Below are 16,816 nucleotides of genomic sequence, written 5' to 3' on the forward strand. Positions count from 1 at the left end.
CCGCGCGCGTTTCCGGCTGGGGCCACCCCTACGTCAGGCCAGCGCAAAAGGAAATCCCCCCTGCCGGCCGCGCCCGAGGGATCCGCATGCGCGCGCCGTTGGTGCGCGTCCTGGCCCCTCAGCCCGTGGCCCGGACCACCACCAGGGTGGCGTCGTCCTCCAGGCTGATGCCCGCAAACTCGTGCAGGCGGGCGAACACCTCGTCCAGCACCGCCCGTGCCCCCTGGTGCGCCCTGGCGCGCACGGCGTCCATCAGGCGGGCCTTGCCGAACATTTCGCCTGCGGCGCTTCGCGCCTCCCAGATGCCGTCCGTGCCGATAACGAGAACCTGCCCCGTCCGAAGCGCCACGGCCCGGACCTCCTCGAACGGCGCGTCCTGGATGATTCCCAGGGCCATGCCCCGCCCGCCCAGCTCCTGGAAGCCGTCCGTATCCGGATCGTAGAGCAGGGCCGGGTCATGTCCGGCGCGCACCCAGCCCAGGCCCCCGTCCGGGCAGATCTCCATGAGCATGAGCGTCATGAACCGGCCCGTCTGGCCGGTGTCGCGGCAGAGGTGGGCGTTCAGGTCGCGCACCACGTCCAGGAGGCTCCCCGGCTGGGCGGCCCGCATGCGCAGGAAGCCGCGCGCCGTGGTCATGAGCAGGGCCGCGTCCAGGCCATGGCCGGTCACGTCGCCCACCGCCGCCCGGAAGCAGCCCGCGCGGGACAAGTCGTCCTCCAGGTAGTCGAAATAGTCGCCCCCGGCGTACTGGCTGGGTTCGCTGGAACCGGCCACGTCCAGCGCGTGCACGCGGGGCGGGCCGGAAGGCATGAGGCTTCGCTGCACCTCGGAGGCCAGGGCCAGGGCCTTCTTGCTCTCGGTCATGTCCGAGATGAAGGCCACGTTGCCTACGGCCGTCCCGTCCTGGCAGCGCAGGACGTTGCCGTGGATCAGCACCGGGACGGCGTGCCCGTCCGCGTGCAGCAGCGTGCCCTCGAAGGTGCGGTAGTCCCTGGACAGCAGGTGCTCCAGGTTGCGCTCCAGATATTCGCGGAAATCGGGCGTGCCGAGGTCTGCCGGGGTGCGCCCCAGGATTTCCTCGCGCGACCTGCCGACCATCCGGCAGGAGGCCTCGTTCACCTCAAGGATCACCAGATTCTTGTCCATGTAGACGAAGCCCTCGCCAGCGGTCTCCAGGATGCGACGGTGGCGGACTTCGCTTGCGGACAGGGCCTCCTCCGCCAGCTTGCGCGCGGTGATGTCCACGGTGACGCCGTCGATGAGCTGCCGCCCGCCGGAATCCCTGTACAGGCGGATGTTGGCCAGTCCCCATACCGGAGTCCCGTCCGCGCGCTTCAGGTGCACCTCGCGGTTGGTCACGGAGCCGTGTTCGAGCAATTCCGCCACCATGGCGTCGCGCAGCCCCGGCTCCATGTAGTGTTGCAAGGCAAAATTTTCGATGGGCAGCATGTCCTCAACGGACGCGTAGCCGAGCATGGCCGCAAAAGCGGGGTTGGCCGTCACGATGCGCCCGTCCAGCGTCCCCTCGTACATGCCCTGCACGGCGTTCTCGAACATGGAGTTCATGTGCGCGGCGGCTTCCGCAAGCCCGCCAAGCACCGCCCTGGCCGGATCGTCCGGGGACATACCGCGCAGGATCGTCCCTGCCTGTTCGATCAGGCGGGAGGCGTCGGAGATGAAGGCGCACATGTTTCCTGCTATGCCCTTTTCGGACCGGACGCGCAACGGCGCTCCTGCGTTCTTGCCCCCCGGGGGCTTCAAGGCTATGAACCCCGGAACATCCCGCTTTCAGGAATATTCATGCCCACCAGCCAGCTGCCCCGCACGCTTGTATCGTCCACGACCCCCATGGCGTTCGCGCTGCTGGCCGTCGTCCTGCTCGGCGGTTGCTCGCTCGGCCCGGCCAAGCTCCCGGCCACGCGCATGGACTACAACCTGGCCGTGCAGCGCTCCGCCAACGAGGAGATGCTCCTGAACCTTGTGCGCATGAAATATTTCGAGCAGCCCCTGTTTCTGCAGGTGGGCTCCATCGCCTCCAGCTTCAACTACAACGTGACCGGGACCGCCACCGGCACCTTCCCCGACCAGCGCGATTTCCTGCGCAGCATCTACTACAACTATACTCCCAGCATCTCCGCCACCTACTCGGACTCCCCCACCGTGACCTACACGCCCTACCAGGGCCAGACCTACGCCCAGCAATTCCTGGCCGAAGTGGACTTCGACCGCTTCGTGGTGCTCTACAAGTCCGGGTGGGACATCGAATACCTGCTGCGCGTGCTGGTGACCCGCCTGGGCCGCCTGGACCACTCCTTCGACCCGCGCGTGGGCTATTTCGACCTGGAGGCCCACCGCCGCTTCCTGGAGCTGACGAAAATCATCGCGGACATGGACGACCGGGGCAACCTGGACATCGTGACCGCCTCGCCCGGCAAGGACAAGGCCAACGTCACCCTAATGACGCTGCGCTTCGCAAGCGAAGCCGAGGCCGCGCGCGTGGCCGAGCTTACGGGCGAGGACCTCAACCCCAAGCGCACGCCCCAGGGGCATCTGGTGGCCAAGGTGCGCCTCGTTCCGGTCAAGGAGCGCGAGCTGGCCCTGGAGCAGCAGGACGCGGGCGGCTTCCCCACGCTGGCCCTGGGCCTTCGCAACTGCCTGCGGGCCATGGACCTCCTGTCGCAGGGCATCGAGGCCCCCAAGGAGCTGGTGGCCAAAAAAGCCGCCTTCGACCTGCGCGAGCACTTCTCCGACGTCATGGACATCCGCTCCTCGCGCACCCGCCCGGAAGGCAGCTTCGTGGCCGTGAACCACGACGGCTGGTGGTACTCCATCCGGCGCGAGGACACCCGCTCCAAGGAAGTCTTCCAGCTGATGCTGAACCTCTTCGCCCTGCAATCCGCCGACCCGCCCAAGAACACCCCGGTCTTGACCCTGCCCGTGGGCGGCAATTAGGGTGGCTTCTTCATACCACGCTTCAAGGATGACACATGTTCAAACCTGATTTCGAAAAGGGCGGCGGCCTGATCCCGGCCATCGCCCAGGACGCCGCCACCGGCGAAGTGCTGATGCTGGCCTACATGAACGAACTGGCCTGGGAAAAGACCCTGGAAACCGGCGAGGTTCACTACTGGAGCCGCAGCCGCAGCAAACTCTGGCACAAGGGCGGCACCTCCGGCCACACCCAGAAGGTCAAGTCCATCCGCCTGGACTGCGACCGCGACGCCGTCGTCGTGCTGATCGAGCAGATCGGCGGCGCGGCCTGCCACACCGGCTACCGCTCCTGCTTCTTCAGCGAGCTCGGCCCGGACGGCGAGGCGCGCGAGTGCTCGCCCAAGGTGTTCGACCCCGAAAAAGTCTACGGGCCGGGGGCCTGATGGCGGCAAGCGCGCACCGCTCCCGCCTGTTGACCGCAGCCGTTGGCCTGCCCCTCTTGGCCGTGTGCGTCTGGCAGGGCGGCGGGTACATGTTCGCCGTGGTGCTGGCCGCATCCCTGGCCGGGCTCTGGGAGTGCCTGGGGCTCTTCCCTGGCGCGGGCATGTGTCTGCGCGGCTTGACCCTGGCGCTCGGCGCGGCCATGGTCTGGCTGGGCTGGCGCTTCGGCCCGGCAGCCGCCCTGGCCGTGCCCCTGGCCGCGTTCTGGCTGGAGGAGTTGGCCCGGCTGGCCCACGCCCCGTTGGGCGGTCCAAATGGCCCTCCCCGCTGGCTGCTGGCGGCCTCGCTCTTGTACGTTCCGGGCAGCCTCCAGTTCCTGACCTCCTTCACCCCCGGCGAGACCGCCCTGGTGATGGCCGTGGTCATGGCCACGGACACCGGCGCCTACTACGCGGGCCACGCCATCGGCGGACCCAAGATCTGGCCGTCCGTGTCGCCCAAGAAGACCTGGGCCGGAAGCTTCGGCGGCCTCGCGGCAACGCTTGTCGTGTGTCTGGCCGTGGGCGCGCTCTGGGGACAGGCCTCCTTGTGGGCCTTCGCGGCGCTTGGCCTCTGCATGTCCGTGGCCTCCCAGATGGGCGACTTCATGGAGTCTTCTTTGAAGCGCTCCGCCGACATCAAGGACTCCGGCGCCCTGCTGCCCGGCCACGGCGGCATCCTGGACCGCATCGACGGCCTCCTCCCCGCAATTCTCGTGTACGCCCTGGCGCGCACCATGGCCCACTACCTATGATCGACTACATCTCCGCCCTCCCCGGGGCCACCGGCCTGCCCCCCTTCCCCCGGCGTCTGTGCGTCTTGGGGTCCACCGGTTCCATCGGCGAGTCCGCCCTGGCCGTGGTGGACGACCATCCCGGCCAGTTCGAAGTGCTCGCCCTGGCTGGCGCTCGCAACGTCATGCGTCTGGCCGAACAGGCCGCGCGGTTTCGTCCCCGCTATCTGGCCGTACTGGACGAGGCCGGAGCCGCATCGCTCAAGAGCATGCTCCCCTCCGGCTACAGCCCGGAGATTCTCTGCGGCCCCGACGCCTATGTCACCCTGGCCTCCCTGCCTGACGTGCAGGTGGTGCTCTCGGCCATCGTGGGCGCGGCAGGTCTTCCGCCGACGCTGGCCGCCGCCAAGTCCGGAAAAATCATCGCCCTGGCCAACAAGGAATCACTGGTGCTGGCCGGGCATCTGATCCGCCGGGCCTGCCGCGAGTCCGGGGCAGTGGTACTGCCCGTGGACTCCGAGCACAACGCGCTCTTTCAATCCTTGGCCGGGCACAACGGCGACGACGTGGACCACCTGATCCTCACGGCTTCCGGCGGCCCCTTCCGCGACTGGCCCAGCGCCGATCTGGCCAACGCCACCGCAGCCCAGGCCCTCAAGCACCCCAACTGGTCCATGGGCGCGAAAATCAGCATCGACTCGGCCACGCTCATGAACAAGGGGCTGGAGGTCATCGAGGCCTGCTGGCTCTACGGCCTGCCCGAGGACCGCGTGAAGGTGCTGGTGCACCCGCAGTCCATCGTGCACTCCCTGGCCGCCTACCGCGACGGCTCCCTCCTGGCCCAGATGGGCCAGCCCGACATGCGCATCGCCATCGCCTACTGTCTGTGCTATCCGTTGCGCCTGCCGCTGAAGATTGCGCCCCTGGACCTTGCGGCTCTGGGCACGCTGACCTTCCGCGAGCCGCGCACCGACGACTTTCCCTGCCTTGATCTCGCGCGGCGCGCCGTGGCCGCGAGCCCGGCACATTGCGTGGCCCTGAACGCCGCCAACGAGGTGGCCGTGGAGCTGTTCCTGGCCGGGCGCATCGGCTTTTCAGACATCGCGCGCGCCGTGGAATGGGCGCTTGCGCGGCAAGAATCACTGGACGATCCCGATTTCATGACCATAATGGAGGTTGACCTGGCCGTCCGAAGTACGGTGGCCACATACCTCACAGGAACCACATGATCGACTTTCTGGGCAAGGCCCTCTCCTTCGTCGTCGTCATCGGCGTGCTCATCTTCATCCACGAACTCGGGCACTTCCTGGTGGCCCGCTTCTTCGGAATGGGCGTGCGCGTGTTCTCACTGGGCTTCGGCCCCAAACTGCTGTCCTTCACTTCAGGCCCCACCGAGTACCGCGTCAGCCTAATCCCCCTGGGCGGCTACGTGCAGCTGGTGGCCCAGGACTCCGAGGACGACGAGACAGTCGTCGGATTCCACCCCAGCACATGGTTCATCCGCCGCCCCTCCTGGCAGCGCATGCTGGTGGTGGCCGCCGGGCCACTGTTCAACCTGGCGCTGGCCTGGGCGCTCTACGCATCCATGTTCTACACCAGCGGACGCTTCGAGACGCCCGCCGCCGTGGGACAGGTCAACGCCGCCAGCGCCGCCGAACGCGCGGGCATGCAGGCCGGGGACGCCATCCTCACCGTGGACGGCCAGTCCGTACAATACTTCCGCGAGCTCCAGGCCCGCGTGGAGGCCAGCAAGGGCGCGCCCCTCAAGCTGACCCTCAAGCGCGGGACCGAAACCCTGGACGTCACCGTCACGCCGGACATCATCGCCCAGAAGAACCTCTTCGGCGAGGACATCAAGAAACCCATCCTGGGCATCCGGTCCACCCAGGAGTCCGTCAACATCCCCCTGGGTTTCGTCGCTTCGGTCTCTGAAGGCCTCAAGCAGACCTGGGAAGTCACCGCCCTCACCGGGCAGGTGTTCTGGAAGCTGGTGCAGGGGATCGTGCCCATGTCCTCCATCGGCGGCCCCATCATGATCGCGGAGCTTGTGGGCAAGCAGTCCGAGCAGGGACTCGCGCATCTGGCGGCGCTGACAGCCATGATCAGCGTGAACCTGGCCATTCTGAACCTGTTGCCCATCCCGGTGCTGGACGGCGGGCATATCCTGTTTTTTGCCCTGGAGACCCTGCTGCGCCGCCCCGTGCCGGAACGAATCCGCGCCGTGACCACCAAGATCGGCTTCGTGCTGCTCATGGCGCTCATGCTCACGGCCACCGCCAACGATATCATCCGGCTGGTGACGGGCGTCGGCAAGTGATCCTGATCGTCAACACCGCCGAGGAGACCCTCCAGGCGCTCCTGGTCCAGGACGGCCGCGTCCTGGACAGCTTCCAGGAGCCCTGCTCCGGGCGCATGAACGAGGTGATGGGGCCAGCCGTGGAGCGCCTGCTCTCCGGCCCCGGCCTTTCATCTCTCACTGCCCTGGCCTGCGTACGCGGCCCCGGCAGCTTCACCGGCCTGCGCCTTGGCCTGGCCTACTGCCACGGCCTGAGCCTCGCGCGGGAACTCCCCATGGCCGGGCTGGACCATCTGCCGCTTTTGGCCGACTCCGCTTTCGAAGCGGGCCAGACCTTCGACGAAGTGCACGTGCTCACGCACTCGCGCACAGCGCGCGTCTATCATCAGGCCTTCGCCCCAGGCCCCGAGGCGCTCTCGCCGCCGCGCGATCTGACCGCGCAGGCCGCCTGCGACCTGATCGCCGCACGCGCCGACGCCCCCGCCCGCAAGATCGCCCTGCTCGGCACAGGGCTGCGCCGCAACGCAGCCGCGTTCGCGCCCCTGGCCGACCTCGGCCACGTGACGCTTATGGACCTGGAAGTGCCGTCGCAGCAGGCGCTTGTGCGCGCCGCCCAGGTCGCGAGCTATGACGGCCCGCCCGTGGAAGCCTGCTATCTGCGCGGCTCCGACGCCGAGGAGAACCTCGCCGCCATCGCCGCAGGGCGGGGACTGAGCGAAGCCGAGGCTCTGGCGCGCATGGAAGAGGCGATGAAGTAGGAGTGTCGGGCTCCGCCCGAACCCGCCAGGGCTCTGCCCTGGACCCGGCAGGGGAGAGTCAAACGCACTCTTGGCCCTGCACCCGGCTCTTCGCTTCGCGTCGTGTACGGGAGGCTTGAGGCGGGACGGGCCTGATGGCCGGAGCTGGGAGTTGTCCCGTCCGCGCCATGGACGGCGGGCTCGAACCGATTTGAAGACGATTCGTCGCCCGCCGTCCATGGCGCGTCCGTTACACCTCCCACCCCCGGCCTGCGTAAACTGCGTTTTATCCTGAGGAAATCCGATTCAAATCAGGATCTTTTGACACAGTACATTCCGGCTGGCATCGTCGGGAGAGTCAATTTCAAGAACAAGCCCTGAAGCGCGGTTTTGCGCGCTTCAGGGCTTTCTTGCGAGATATCGAAACACATCGATTTGTTGCGGGAAGCGAGCTGAAGCCCCCGAAACCACAGGGCCGAGACCACCCATGAAATAAATCGAAAAAACAGACCACTTTCCTCTGGACAACCATCGAAGCCGAGCATATCTGGAAGACGTGTTCAGGCGACTGTTGATTCAACCTCGAACGGAGGGATGCCATTGAATCATGCTGAAACTGAAAAGTACATTCTCGGATTGGGCAAGTTAAGCTAAGAACACAAACTGTATTTTTACGGCTACGATGTCTTTTGTTGATGATGATTGGAATGTCTCTGGCAACAGCTACAGTTGACGACGACTTGATTGCCTTGAGTTACCGCTACGAAAGACCGAAATGCCTCAGACTATGTGCATGGCTACAGATGATTTGAACGCTTTCTGATCAGGCTACAGCTACTGACGAGTTACGTTGCTTCTGGCTACAGTTACGAGCGATTGGAATGTCTCTGGCTACGGTTACTGCTACGAGTGACTTGAGTGCCTTTTGTTCAGTTTGCAGCTACTGACGATTTGAGTTGCCTCTGACCACAGTTACGAGCGATTGGAATGTCTCTGGCTACAGTTACTGCTACGAATGACTTGAGTGCCTTTTGTTCAGTTTGCAGCTACTGACGATTTGAGTTGCCTCTGGCTACAGTTACGAACGATTGGAATGTCTCTGGCTACGGTTACGGCTACAGATGATTTGACGTCTTTGGTTTGTGTTATGGCTGAGGACACTGCTACTTGAACTGTGACGATAGCCCGCATCGATACTGAGGCCCTCTCCGCCAACGGAGGGGGCCTCTTCATTTGTACTGTTTCCCCCTGAGGACGGCGAATCCAAATACCGGCTGCTTGCTTCGCGTGGTATGCGGGAGGCTTGTGGTGGCCGGGGGTGGGAGCTGTCCCGTCCACGCCATGGGCGGCGGGCTCGAACCGATTTGAAGACGATTCGTCGCCCGCCGCCCATGGCGCGTCCGTTACACCTCCCACCCCCGGCCCGCGTGAACTGCGCTTTATCCTGAGGAAATCCGATCCAGATCAGGGTCTTTTGACACAGTGCATTCTGGCAGCCATCGCCGATAGCGTCGCAATCAAAAAACAAGCTCTGAAGCGCGGCTTTGCGCGCTTCAGGGCTTTCTTGCGAGATATCTGAAACGTAACGGTGCTGCCCGCGAAGCGGATGCAGGGTCCAGGGGGATCATCCCCCTGGCGGGAGAGTGCAGAGAGGGCGGAGCCCTCTTTGCCCGCCGGAGGCTCTTACTCTTTACTCAACAAAAAAATCCCATACGTGGCCCGCAGGTTGGGCAGCCAGCGCAGCACGAGACCTGATCGCGAGGCCGGATCGGTCTTGACGCCCACGGCTTCCAGGATGGTGATGCCGTAGCGGTTGCAGAAGCGTGTGAAGTCCTTGAAGGCGATGACGCGGATGTTGGGCGTGTCGTGCCAGTCGTAGGGGAGTTCCGGCGTGACGGGTGCCTGGCCCTGGAAGAACAGCTGGCAGCGGTTTCGCCAGTGGGCGAAGTTGGGGAAGCTGACCACGGCTTTTTTGCCCACGCGCAGGATCTGCTCCAGCACGGGCAGCGGTTCAGGCACCTGCTGGAGCGTCTGGGAGAGCACCACGAAGTCGAAGGTCTTGTCGGGGTAGTCGCGCACTTCGCGGCTGAAGTCGCCTTGCAGCACGGATACGCCCCGGCTGATGGCGGACGCGGCCTTGGCCTCGTCCTGCTCCACGCCGAAGCCGCGCACCTGCTTGGCCTCGTGCAGGAACTCCAAAAGCTCCCCCTGGCCGCAGCCCAGGTCCAGCACGCGCGAGCCGGGGGTGATCCAGGAGGCGATGAGGTCCAGGTCGTAGCGCATCAGAGGAGCCCTTTTTCCAGGTCGTGCCGGGTGCGTTCCAGATGCCCGGAGATGAGCCCGGCGAGGCGCGGGTTGTCCAGCAGGAAGGCGTCGTGCCCCCACTGGGCCTCGATCTCGCAGAAGCTGACGTCGCGGCCTGCGCGCTTGAGGCCCTGGACCAGCTCGCGCGACTGGTAGGTGGGGTAGAGCCAGTCCGAGCTGAAGGAGACCACCAGAAAGCGTGTGCGCCCGTTGGAAAAGGTCTTGGCCAGGGAGCCGCCCCCGTGGGTGGCGGCAAGGTCGAAGTAGTCGGCGGCGCGGGTGATGTACAGAAACGAGTTGGCGTCGAAGCGCTCCACGAACTTTCGGCCCTGGTAGCGCAGGTAGGACTCCACCTGGAAGTCGGCCTCGAAGCTGAAGGAGAAGTCCGCGCGGTCCTGGAGGCCGCGCCCGAATTTGTGGCGCATGGCCTCGTCGGAGAGGTAGGTGATATGGCCGATCATGCGGGCCACGGCCAGGCCGTGCTCGGGTTTGTTCCCGGTGTAGTAGCTGCCCGCGTTGAAGTCGGGGTCGGCCAGGATGGCCTGGCGGGCGACCTCGTGGAAGGCGATGTGCTGGGCGGAGTGCTTGGCGGCGGTGGCCAGGGCGATGGCGGAGACCACCATGTCCGGGAAGCGCGCGGCCCAGTCCAGCACCTGCATGCCGCCCATGGAGCCGCCGATCACCGCCAGGAGGCGCGTTATGCCCAGGTGCTCCAGCAGGGCCTTCTGGGCGCGCACCATGTCGCCTATGGTGATCACCGGGAAATCCAGGCCGTAGGGCTGTCCGGTGGCCGGATCGGCGCAGGCCGGGCCGGTGGACCCCATGCAGCCGCCCAGCACGTTGGAGCAGATGACGAAGTGCTTGTCGGTGTCGATGCCTTTGCCGGGTCCGATCATCACCTCCCACCAGCCGGGCTTTGGGTCGGCGTGGGAGGACAGGCCTGCCGCGTGGGCGTCGCCGGTGAGGGCGTGGCAGACCAGCACTGCGTTGGAGCCGTCTGGGGCCAGGGTGCCGTAGGTCTCGTAGGCCAGGGTCACGGGGCCGATGGACGCGCCGGATTCCAGAGGGAAGGGTTCGTCCTGGGCGAAGGTGAACAACCTGGTGTGGGAGAGCCCCACACTGGTGGAATCAGGGGAGATTTTAGCAGCGTATTCGCTCATGCGTCAGGCCTTTGGGGCGCAGTTCAGGCAGGCCAGAGCCCGGCTGACGGCCTCGTCCAGAGTGATGAGCAGCGCCCGCGTTGCCTGCATGTCGCCGCTCCTGGCCGCGCTCTCCACCTCTCCGGCCAGGGTCTGCACGGGAGTGGCGCACACCACGGCGGCCATGCCTTTCAGGGTATGCGCGGCCTTGGACGCTTCGGCCAGATCGTCCTTGTCGAGCGAATCCCGCAGCGCCTGCAGGGCCGGACCCACGTTCTTCTGGAACAGGCCGAGCAGCTCGGGCAGGAAATCCCGCATGTTCGCAAAACGCTGCTCCTGAAGGGCGGTGTCGAACGGCGGGGCCTGCGCGGCAGGCGTGCCGGAGCCGGCCGCATCGCTTGGAGCGTCTTTGGGCGAACCGTCAAAACGGGGCGCGGAGGCCGCCACCTCCCGCACCACTTGTTCAAATTGCGCCAGATCGAGCGGTTTGGCAAGGTAGGCGTTCATCCCCGTGGACAGGAAGCGTTCCTCGTCGCCCTTCACGGCGTGGGCCGTGACCGCGATGATGGGAATGCCCGGATTGAAGGCGGAGCCGTCATGGGCGCGAACGGCCATGGTGGCTTCAAGGCCGTCCATTTCGGGCATGGAGATGTCCATGAGCACCAGGTCGAAATGTTCTTTGGCCAATGCCTCCAGGACTTCCCTGCCGTTGCTCACCGCCGTGACCTCATACCCGCGCATGCGCAGGAACTTGACCGCGAAACGGCGGTTGAGCTCGTTGTCCTCCGCCAGCAGGATGTTCCTGGCCTCGCAGCCGCCGTCCGGGAGAGACTGCGGCTGCGGGGCCGGTTGTTCCCGGACCTCTTGGCGCACGATCTCCACGGGAATGGAGAAGGAGAACGACGACCCCTCGCCCACAACACTGGCCACGCGGATGGACCCGCCCAGCAGCTCCACCAGCCGTTTGCTGATGGCCAGCCCCAGCCCGGTGCCGCCGTAGGACTTGGTGGTGGTCAGGTCGGCCTGGATGAAGGTGTCGAAGATGACGTCGAGCTTGGACCCGGGGATGCCGATGCCGGTGTCGACCACGGAGAAGTTCACGGTGGCGAAGGACGAGCCGTCCTCGCCGTGCAGCTGTCCGGGGCTGGCCCAGGCCTTTATGGTGACCTGCCCCGCCGGGGTGAACTTCACGGCGTTGCCCACCAGATTGAGGAGGATCTGGCGCAGCCTGCCCGGATCGGTGCGCACGGCGCGGGGGGTGCCGGTGGCTATCTCCAGGCGAAGCGGCAGGCCCTTGCGCTGCGCAGAAGGCGACAGGGTGCGCACCAGGGCGTTCAGGAGGCTCCACAGGTCGAAGTCCTCCAGCTTGATGTCCACCTTCCCGGCCTCGATCTTCGAGAAATCCAGTATGTCGTTTATGATGGACAGAAGCGCGCCCCCGGCGCTCTCCACGTCCGCCAGCAGGTCGCGCTGCTCGGGAGCGAGGGAGCCCTCCATGAGCAGTTTTGTCATGCCGATGATGGCGTTCATGGGGGTGCGGATCTCGTGGCTCATGTTGGCCAGGAATTCGCTCTTGGTCAGGCTGGCGCGCTCGGCGGTCTCCTTGGCGGAACGCAGCTCGTCTTCCAGGCGGCGGGTCTCGGTGATGTCCTCGGCCAGGCCAACCACGCGGTAGGTCTTGCCCTGGTTGTCGCGGATGGGAAAGGCCCTGGCCCAGACCCAGCGTATCCCGCCGTCGGGGCGCACAACGCGAAAGCGCTGGGACACCTTCTCCCCGTACAGCCGCAAACGCTCCATGGCCGAGCGCGCGGAGGCGCGGTCGGCCTCGTGGATGGCCTCCTCGAAGGTGGCGGGGTTGGCGTAGAGCGAGGAGGTGCTGCGGCCCCACACGTCGACGTAGGCCGAAGACACGTACAGGATGCGCTCCGAGGGGAGGTCTCGCACCCAGAACACCTCGCGGATGTTCTCCACCAGCTGCCTGAAGCGTATCTCCGAGTCCCGCAGGTCCTCTTCGGCCTGGATGCGCTCTGTTATGTCCGTCACGGCAGAGAGGCACACCTCGCCGAGCGTGCCCGCCCGCATCACCTGGGAATGCACGGCGGCGAACACGCGCTCCCCGTCGCGGTTCATGAAGACCAGCTCGCAGGTCTGGGGCGAGCGCTCCTCGAACACGGCGGTGCGGTGCCGGAAAAAGACGCCCTGGCTCTCTGGGGCCAGGTAGGTGATGAGGGGCTTTCGCAGAAGGTAGTTGCGCTCCACCCCCAAGAGTCTCGCTCCGGCCAGGTTGGCCTCGAGGATGAGGCCCTCGTGGCTCAGGCTCAGGTAGCCGAGCGGCGCGAAGTCGTAGAGTTGCTGATACTTGTCGCGCGAGCGTTCCAGTTCGTCGCGCGACTTGGCCAACTCCTCGTTCTGCATCTCAAGCTCGATCTGATGGACCGAGAGCTCGTGCAGGATGGCCTTGAGATCGTTCCCACAGACCTCCATGGGTTTCGTACTCATGCCGTCGAGTATGGACTCCGCCTTGGCGCGAAGGGCTGCAAGCCTGTCTTCCGAATTGCTGGGCACGAAACCGTCTCCTTACACGCCTTTGGTCACTTGACCAGGGAACCGATCAGCATGACGCCGCTCAGCAGTCCAGCGTCGTCATAAAGCGCCTTTTCCGTCCACTCCAGCGCCACGGCGCGGCCTTTTTTGGCCAGAACCGCCCCGGCGCGAGGCCCGCTGGCCACGCCGCCCCTGGCGAGCAGTTCCAGGAAGCGGGCGCGTTCCTGCTCCCGCTGCTCCTTGGGAACGAAGGTGTCGAACCAGTTCCTGCCTTCCACGGACTTGCGCTCGCGCCCGAGCTCCTGGCAGGCCTTGTTGTTGGCAAAGCCCACGGTCTGGTCCGCCTCGATGGTCACGATGACGTCCTCGCGCGCGTCCAGCGAGGTGCAGGCCTTGGCCACCTCCGCCGTGCGGGTGCGCACCAGCTCTTCCAGGCGGTTGCGGTGTTCCAGCAACTCGCGCTCGTCGTTTATGCGCCGGGTGATGTCCTCGGAGAGCTTCAGCAGGTTCGCGACGACGCCCGAGTCGTCGGTGACGGGGACTATGGACGCCTGTTCCACGTAGATGGAACCGTCCTTCTTGCGGCTGGTCAGCTGGCCGCTCCAGGTCTTGCCGCCGCCCACCATCTTCCACATGCGCTTGAATTCGGCCTCGGACATGTCCCCGGAGCTGAGCGCCGAGAGGTTCTGCCCGGCGATCTCGTCCGGGGAGTAGCCCGTGTGCTGCGCGAAGCTGCGGTTCACGTACTCCACGCGGCCCTTGGCGTCGGTGAGAGCCACCATGGACGGGCTTACCTCCACCGCCTTGGAGAGCTTGCGCACCCTGGCCTCAGTCTTCTTGATCTCGGTGACGTCCACGAAGGTGATCACCACGCCCTTCACCACATTGTCCACGGTGACGTAGGGCAGCATGCGCATGAGCAGTACGCAGCCCGTGTTGGAGACCACCTCCCGCTGGAGTGGGGCCAGATGATCGAGGACATGCCTGGCGTCGTCCACCAGGTGCTCGTATTTTATGTTGAGCGAGATGTGGGCGATGGGCCTGCCGATGTCGAAATCCATGAGGTTGATCTCTTCGCGGATGGCCGGGGTGAACTTGCGCACGCAGAGGTCGCGGTCCAGGAAGATCACCCCGATGTTCGTCGAGGAGAGCAGGTTGTTCATGTCGTTGTTTAAGTCGGTCAGCTCGGAAATCTTGGACTGGTACTCGGCGTTGACCGTGATGAGCTCCTCGTTGACGGACTGGAGCTCCTCATTGGTGGACTGGAGCTCCTCGTTGGCCGAGAGCATCTCCTCGTTGGTGGCCTGGAGCTCCTCGTTGGTGGTCTCCACCTCTTCGATGGTGGCATGGAGGTTCTCACGGGTGTATTGCAACTCGTTTTCCAGGTCTCCGATGCGCTGGCGGGCCTTGACGTCCAGGTCAAACGGCTCGCCCGGGCGCACGCCCGCGCACTCTTCCTGCACCTCCTTGAAGACGGCCGCCGCCAGCTTTTCGCCGGAGCGGTCGTCGTGGTAGGGCAGGATGCACAGGTCGATGCGGAAGCCCTCGCTGCCGTCCTTGAGGTGGATGTCCTTGTAGATGGTCTGCTTGTTGTCGCGAAGCGCCTTGTTGATGCCGGTCTCCAGGGCGATGGCCAGGTCCTTTCGGACAAGACTCGAGACGTTCAGGCTGGTCTTGCCGGTGCGCAGCCCCACGAAGCGGGATACGTCTCCCCGGATGTGCATCACCTCGTAGTCCTGGTTGATGATGAGCGTGGGCGGCACGTAGCGGTCCAGCAGATCTTCCAGGATGCCCGAGATGGCACGCTCGAACGGGGACTCCACGCTTGCCGCCCCGGCGCGCCCCAGCATCTTCAGGGGGGACTTCTTGCGCACGGTGGTGATGCTGAAGCCTTCGGCAGGCAGGGGCAGGTGCTTGCCCCGGCAGCGGTAGAGCTTCCACTTGGTGTCGAAGGGCGAGAACAGGTTCGTGAAGGAGCCCACCGTCTCCGAGGAGCCCAGCAGCATGAACCCGCCCTCGTTCAGGGCGAAGTTGAAGAAAGCCATCGCCTTCTGCTGCAACACCGGCTGGAGGTAGATCAGCATATTGCGGCAGGAGAGCAGGTCGATCTTGTTGAACGGGGGGTCCTTGACGATGTTCTGCAGGGCGAAGATGACCATCTCCCGGATGGCCTTGACCACCCGGTACTTGTCGCCGGATTTTATGAAGTAGTTGCGGAAACGCTCCTGGGTGAGGTCCGCGACGATGTTCTCCGGGTACATGCCGTTGGAGGCGAACTCCAGGGCGTCCTTGTCGATGTCCGTGGCGAAGATCTTCACGTCGCGGAAGTCGCCCGTCTCGTCCATGTACTCCCGGAAGAGCATGGCCATGGTGTAGGCCTCCTCGCCCGTGGAGCAGCCGCACACCCAGGCCCGTATCGGCCCGGGCCTGCTCTTGAAGATCTCCGGGAGCGCCTTGCGCTTGATGAGCTCGAAGGCCTCGGGGTCGCGGAAAAAACGGGTGACGCCGATCAACAGGTCCTTGTACAGGACGCTGGTCTCGTCGGGGTTGGCGTAGAGATATTTGACGTAGTCTTCCAGGCTCTCCAGCTGATTGATGGACAGCCTGCGCTCGATGCGCCTGAGCACCGTGGACTGCTTGTAAAAGGTGAAGTCCACGCCGGAATGGCTTTTGAGCAACGTGTAGATGCGCGAAAGCCTGCCTTCCTCGCCCGGTTCCTTGGCCTTGGCTTCGCGCTCGCCCCGGGCGAAGGGGTGGCGTGCGTACTTGAGCAGCTCGCCCGGCATCTGCTCCGGGGGCAGGATGTAGTCGGCCAGGCCCGTGCCGATGGCGTTTCGCGGCATGCCGTCGAACTTGGAGGACGACGGGTCCTGCACCATGATCACGCCGCCCTCTTCCTTGATGGCCCGAAGCCCCCGGCTTCCGTCGGAGCCCGTGCCCGAAAGGATGACGCCTATGGCCCGCTCCGCGTTGTCCTCCGCGAGCGAGTTGAAGAAAATGTCGATGGGAAAGGTCGGCACAGGCCGGTCGGCCTTGTCCGCCAGATGCAGCCGCCCCTGGTGGACGGTCATGATCTTCTTGGGAGGGATCAGGTAGACGTTGTCGGCCTCCAGGGCCATGCCCTCCTCGGCCTGATGCACGATCATCTTGGTGTGGCGAGACAGCAGCTCCACCATGAGCGACTTATGATCCGGGGAAAGATGCTGCACGATGACCAGCGCCATGCCGGAATCCGACGGCATGGCATTGAAGAAGCGCTCGAGGGCCTCGAACCCCCCGGCGGACGCCCCGATGCCCACGACGTATGCCGGCCTGGACGCCTCCGGCTGAAACGGAGCGTCCCCGGCCGTCTCCTGAACCGCCGCTTTCTCGCCCTCGCCTTTCTTTTGCGACTTGGCCATGCGTCTTCATGCTCCTGCCGGGCTCCATGCAACCGGAGCCCCCCACCTAAGATATTGCACGCAACAAGGAATACATCTTCTTTTCATTTTTCGTAATAAACCTCAAGCCGCAATCCCTACCGATTTCATCGGCATAGCGGCGCCACAGCTGAACGGCATACCATCCCCACGGTTTTCTGTCATGGCGTTTTCCGGGATGACATCAGCGCCCGGAGCGGCTATCCACCCTGCATCCCACCCAAGCACCGCT

11 protein-coding genes are annotated in these 16,816 nt (G+C 65.0%); 6 read left to right on the top strand and 5 right to left on the bottom strand.

Annotated features, from left to right (window positions below; translation table 11 throughout):
- Positions 1-118: 118 nt before the first annotated feature.
- A complete protein-coding gene (locus G453_RS26665) occupies positions 119-1,690 on the bottom strand; it encodes a SpoIIE family protein phosphatase (RefSeq protein ID WP_156920999.1) in 1,572 nt (523 codons plus the stop codon).
- Between the two features lie 111 nt (positions 1,691-1,801).
- Between G453_RS26665 and G453_RS0117335 the strand changes: the two genes are divergently transcribed.
- The 6 genes from G453_RS0117335 to tsaB are packed head-to-tail and all read left to right on the top strand — an operon-like array spanning position 1,802 to position 7,199.
- Positions 1,802-2,953: a hypothetical protein gene (locus G453_RS0117335; protein WP_027192051.1), complete on the top strand. Its 1,152-nt coding sequence runs from the start codon at positions 1,802-1,804 to the stop codon at positions 2,951-2,953.
- Positions 2,954-2,988: 35 nt separating this feature from the next.
- Positions 2,989-3,375: a phosphoribosyl-AMP cyclohydrolase gene (hisI, locus tag G453_RS0117340; RefSeq protein ID WP_027192052.1), complete on the top strand. Its 387-nt coding sequence runs from the start codon at positions 2,989-2,991 to the stop codon at positions 3,373-3,375.
- A complete protein-coding gene (locus G453_RS0117345; protein ID WP_027192484.1) occupies positions 3,375-4,166 on the top strand; it encodes a phosphatidate cytidylyltransferase in 792 nt (263 codons plus the stop codon). The genes hisI and G453_RS0117345 overlap by 1 nt, the downstream gene beginning before the upstream one ends.
- On the top strand, positions 4,163-5,374 hold the full coding sequence (dxr, locus tag G453_RS24920) for a 1-deoxy-D-xylulose-5-phosphate reductoisomerase (protein ID WP_051272566.1): 1,212 nt from the start codon (positions 4,163-4,165) through the stop codon (positions 5,372-5,374). The genes G453_RS0117345 and dxr overlap by 4 nt, the downstream gene beginning before the upstream one ends.
- The gene (gene rseP / locus G453_RS0117355; RefSeq protein ID WP_027192053.1) at positions 5,371-6,462 is read left to right on the top strand and encodes an RIP metalloprotease RseP; all 1,092 of its coding nucleotides are present in this window, start codon (positions 5,371-5,373) and stop codon (positions 6,460-6,462) included. The genes dxr and rseP overlap by 4 nt, the downstream gene beginning before the upstream one ends.
- Positions 6,459-7,199: a tRNA (adenosine(37)-N6)-threonylcarbamoyltransferase complex dimerization subunit type 1 TsaB gene (tsaB, locus tag G453_RS24925; RefSeq protein WP_051272567.1), complete on the top strand. Its 741-nt coding sequence runs from the start codon at positions 6,459-6,461 to the stop codon at positions 7,197-7,199. Before rseP ends, tsaB begins: the two co-directional genes overlap by 4 nt.
- A gap of 1,662 nt (positions 7,200-8,861) precedes the next feature.
- Here tsaB and metW read toward each other — a convergent pair.
- Genes metW through G453_RS24935 form a run of 4 tightly spaced genes read right to left on the bottom strand, consistent with a single transcriptional unit; the run spans position 8,862 to position 16,566 of the window.
- The gene (gene metW, locus G453_RS0117365) at positions 8,862-9,461 is read right to left on the bottom strand and encodes a methionine biosynthesis protein MetW (RefSeq protein ID WP_027192054.1); all 600 of its coding nucleotides are present in this window, start codon (positions 9,459-9,461) and stop codon (positions 8,862-8,864) included.
- On the bottom strand, positions 9,461-10,642 hold the full coding sequence (gene metX, locus G453_RS0117370; RefSeq protein ID WP_027192055.1) for a homoserine O-acetyltransferase MetX: 1,182 nt from the start codon (positions 10,640-10,642) through the stop codon (positions 9,461-9,463). The genes metW and metX overlap by 1 nt, the downstream gene beginning before the upstream one ends.
- Before the next feature lie 3 nt (positions 10,643-10,645).
- Positions 10,646-13,186 (bottom strand): hybrid sensor histidine kinase/response regulator, encoded by a 2,541-nt coding sequence (locus G453_RS26670; RefSeq protein WP_051272568.1) that lies wholly within the window; start codon positions 13,184-13,186, stop codon positions 10,646-10,648.
- 26 nt (positions 13,187-13,212) lie between these two features.
- Positions 13,213-16,566, bottom strand: coding sequence for a chemotaxis protein CheB (locus tag G453_RS24935; RefSeq protein ID WP_051272569.1), 3,354 nt, complete (start codon positions 16,564-16,566; stop codon positions 13,213-13,215).
- Positions 16,567-16,816: the final 250 nt, after the last annotated feature.

The organism is Fundidesulfovibrio putealis DSM 16056 (genome assembly GCF_000429325.1).
In the GTDB taxonomy this organism is placed as follows: domain Bacteria; phylum Desulfobacterota; class Desulfovibrionia; order Desulfovibrionales; family Desulfovibrionaceae; genus Fundidesulfovibrio; species Fundidesulfovibrio putealis.

Coding starts and splice junctions, on each gene's coding strand:
- G453_RS26665 (WP_156920999.1), bottom strand. CDS start 1,690: ATGTGCGCCTTCATCTCCGACGCCTCCCGCCTGATCGAACAGGCAGGG.
- G453_RS0117335 (WP_027192051.1), top strand. CDS start 1,802: ATGCCCACCAGCCAGCTGCCCCGCACGCTTGTATCGTCCACGACCCCC.
- hisI (WP_027192052.1), top strand. CDS start 2,989: ATGTTCAAACCTGATTTCGAAAAGGGCGGCGGCCTGATCCCGGCCATC.
- G453_RS0117345 (WP_027192484.1), top strand. CDS start 3,375: ATGGCGGCAAGCGCGCACCGCTCCCGCCTGTTGACCGCAGCCGTTGGC.
- dxr (WP_051272566.1), top strand. CDS start 4,163: ATGATCGACTACATCTCCGCCCTCCCCGGGGCCACCGGCCTGCCCCCC.
- rseP (WP_027192053.1), top strand. CDS start 5,371: ATGATCGACTTTCTGGGCAAGGCCCTCTCCTTCGTCGTCGTCATCGGC.
- metW (WP_027192054.1), bottom strand. CDS start 9,461: ATGCGCTACGACCTGGACCTCATCGCCTCCTGGATCACCCCCGGCTCG.
- metX (WP_027192055.1), bottom strand. CDS start 10,642: ATGAGCGAATACGCTGCTAAAATCTCCCCTGATTCCACCAGTGTGGGG.
- G453_RS24935 (WP_051272569.1), bottom strand. CDS start 16,566: ATGGCCAAGTCGCAAAAGAAAGGCGAGGGCGAGAAAGCGGCGGTTCAG.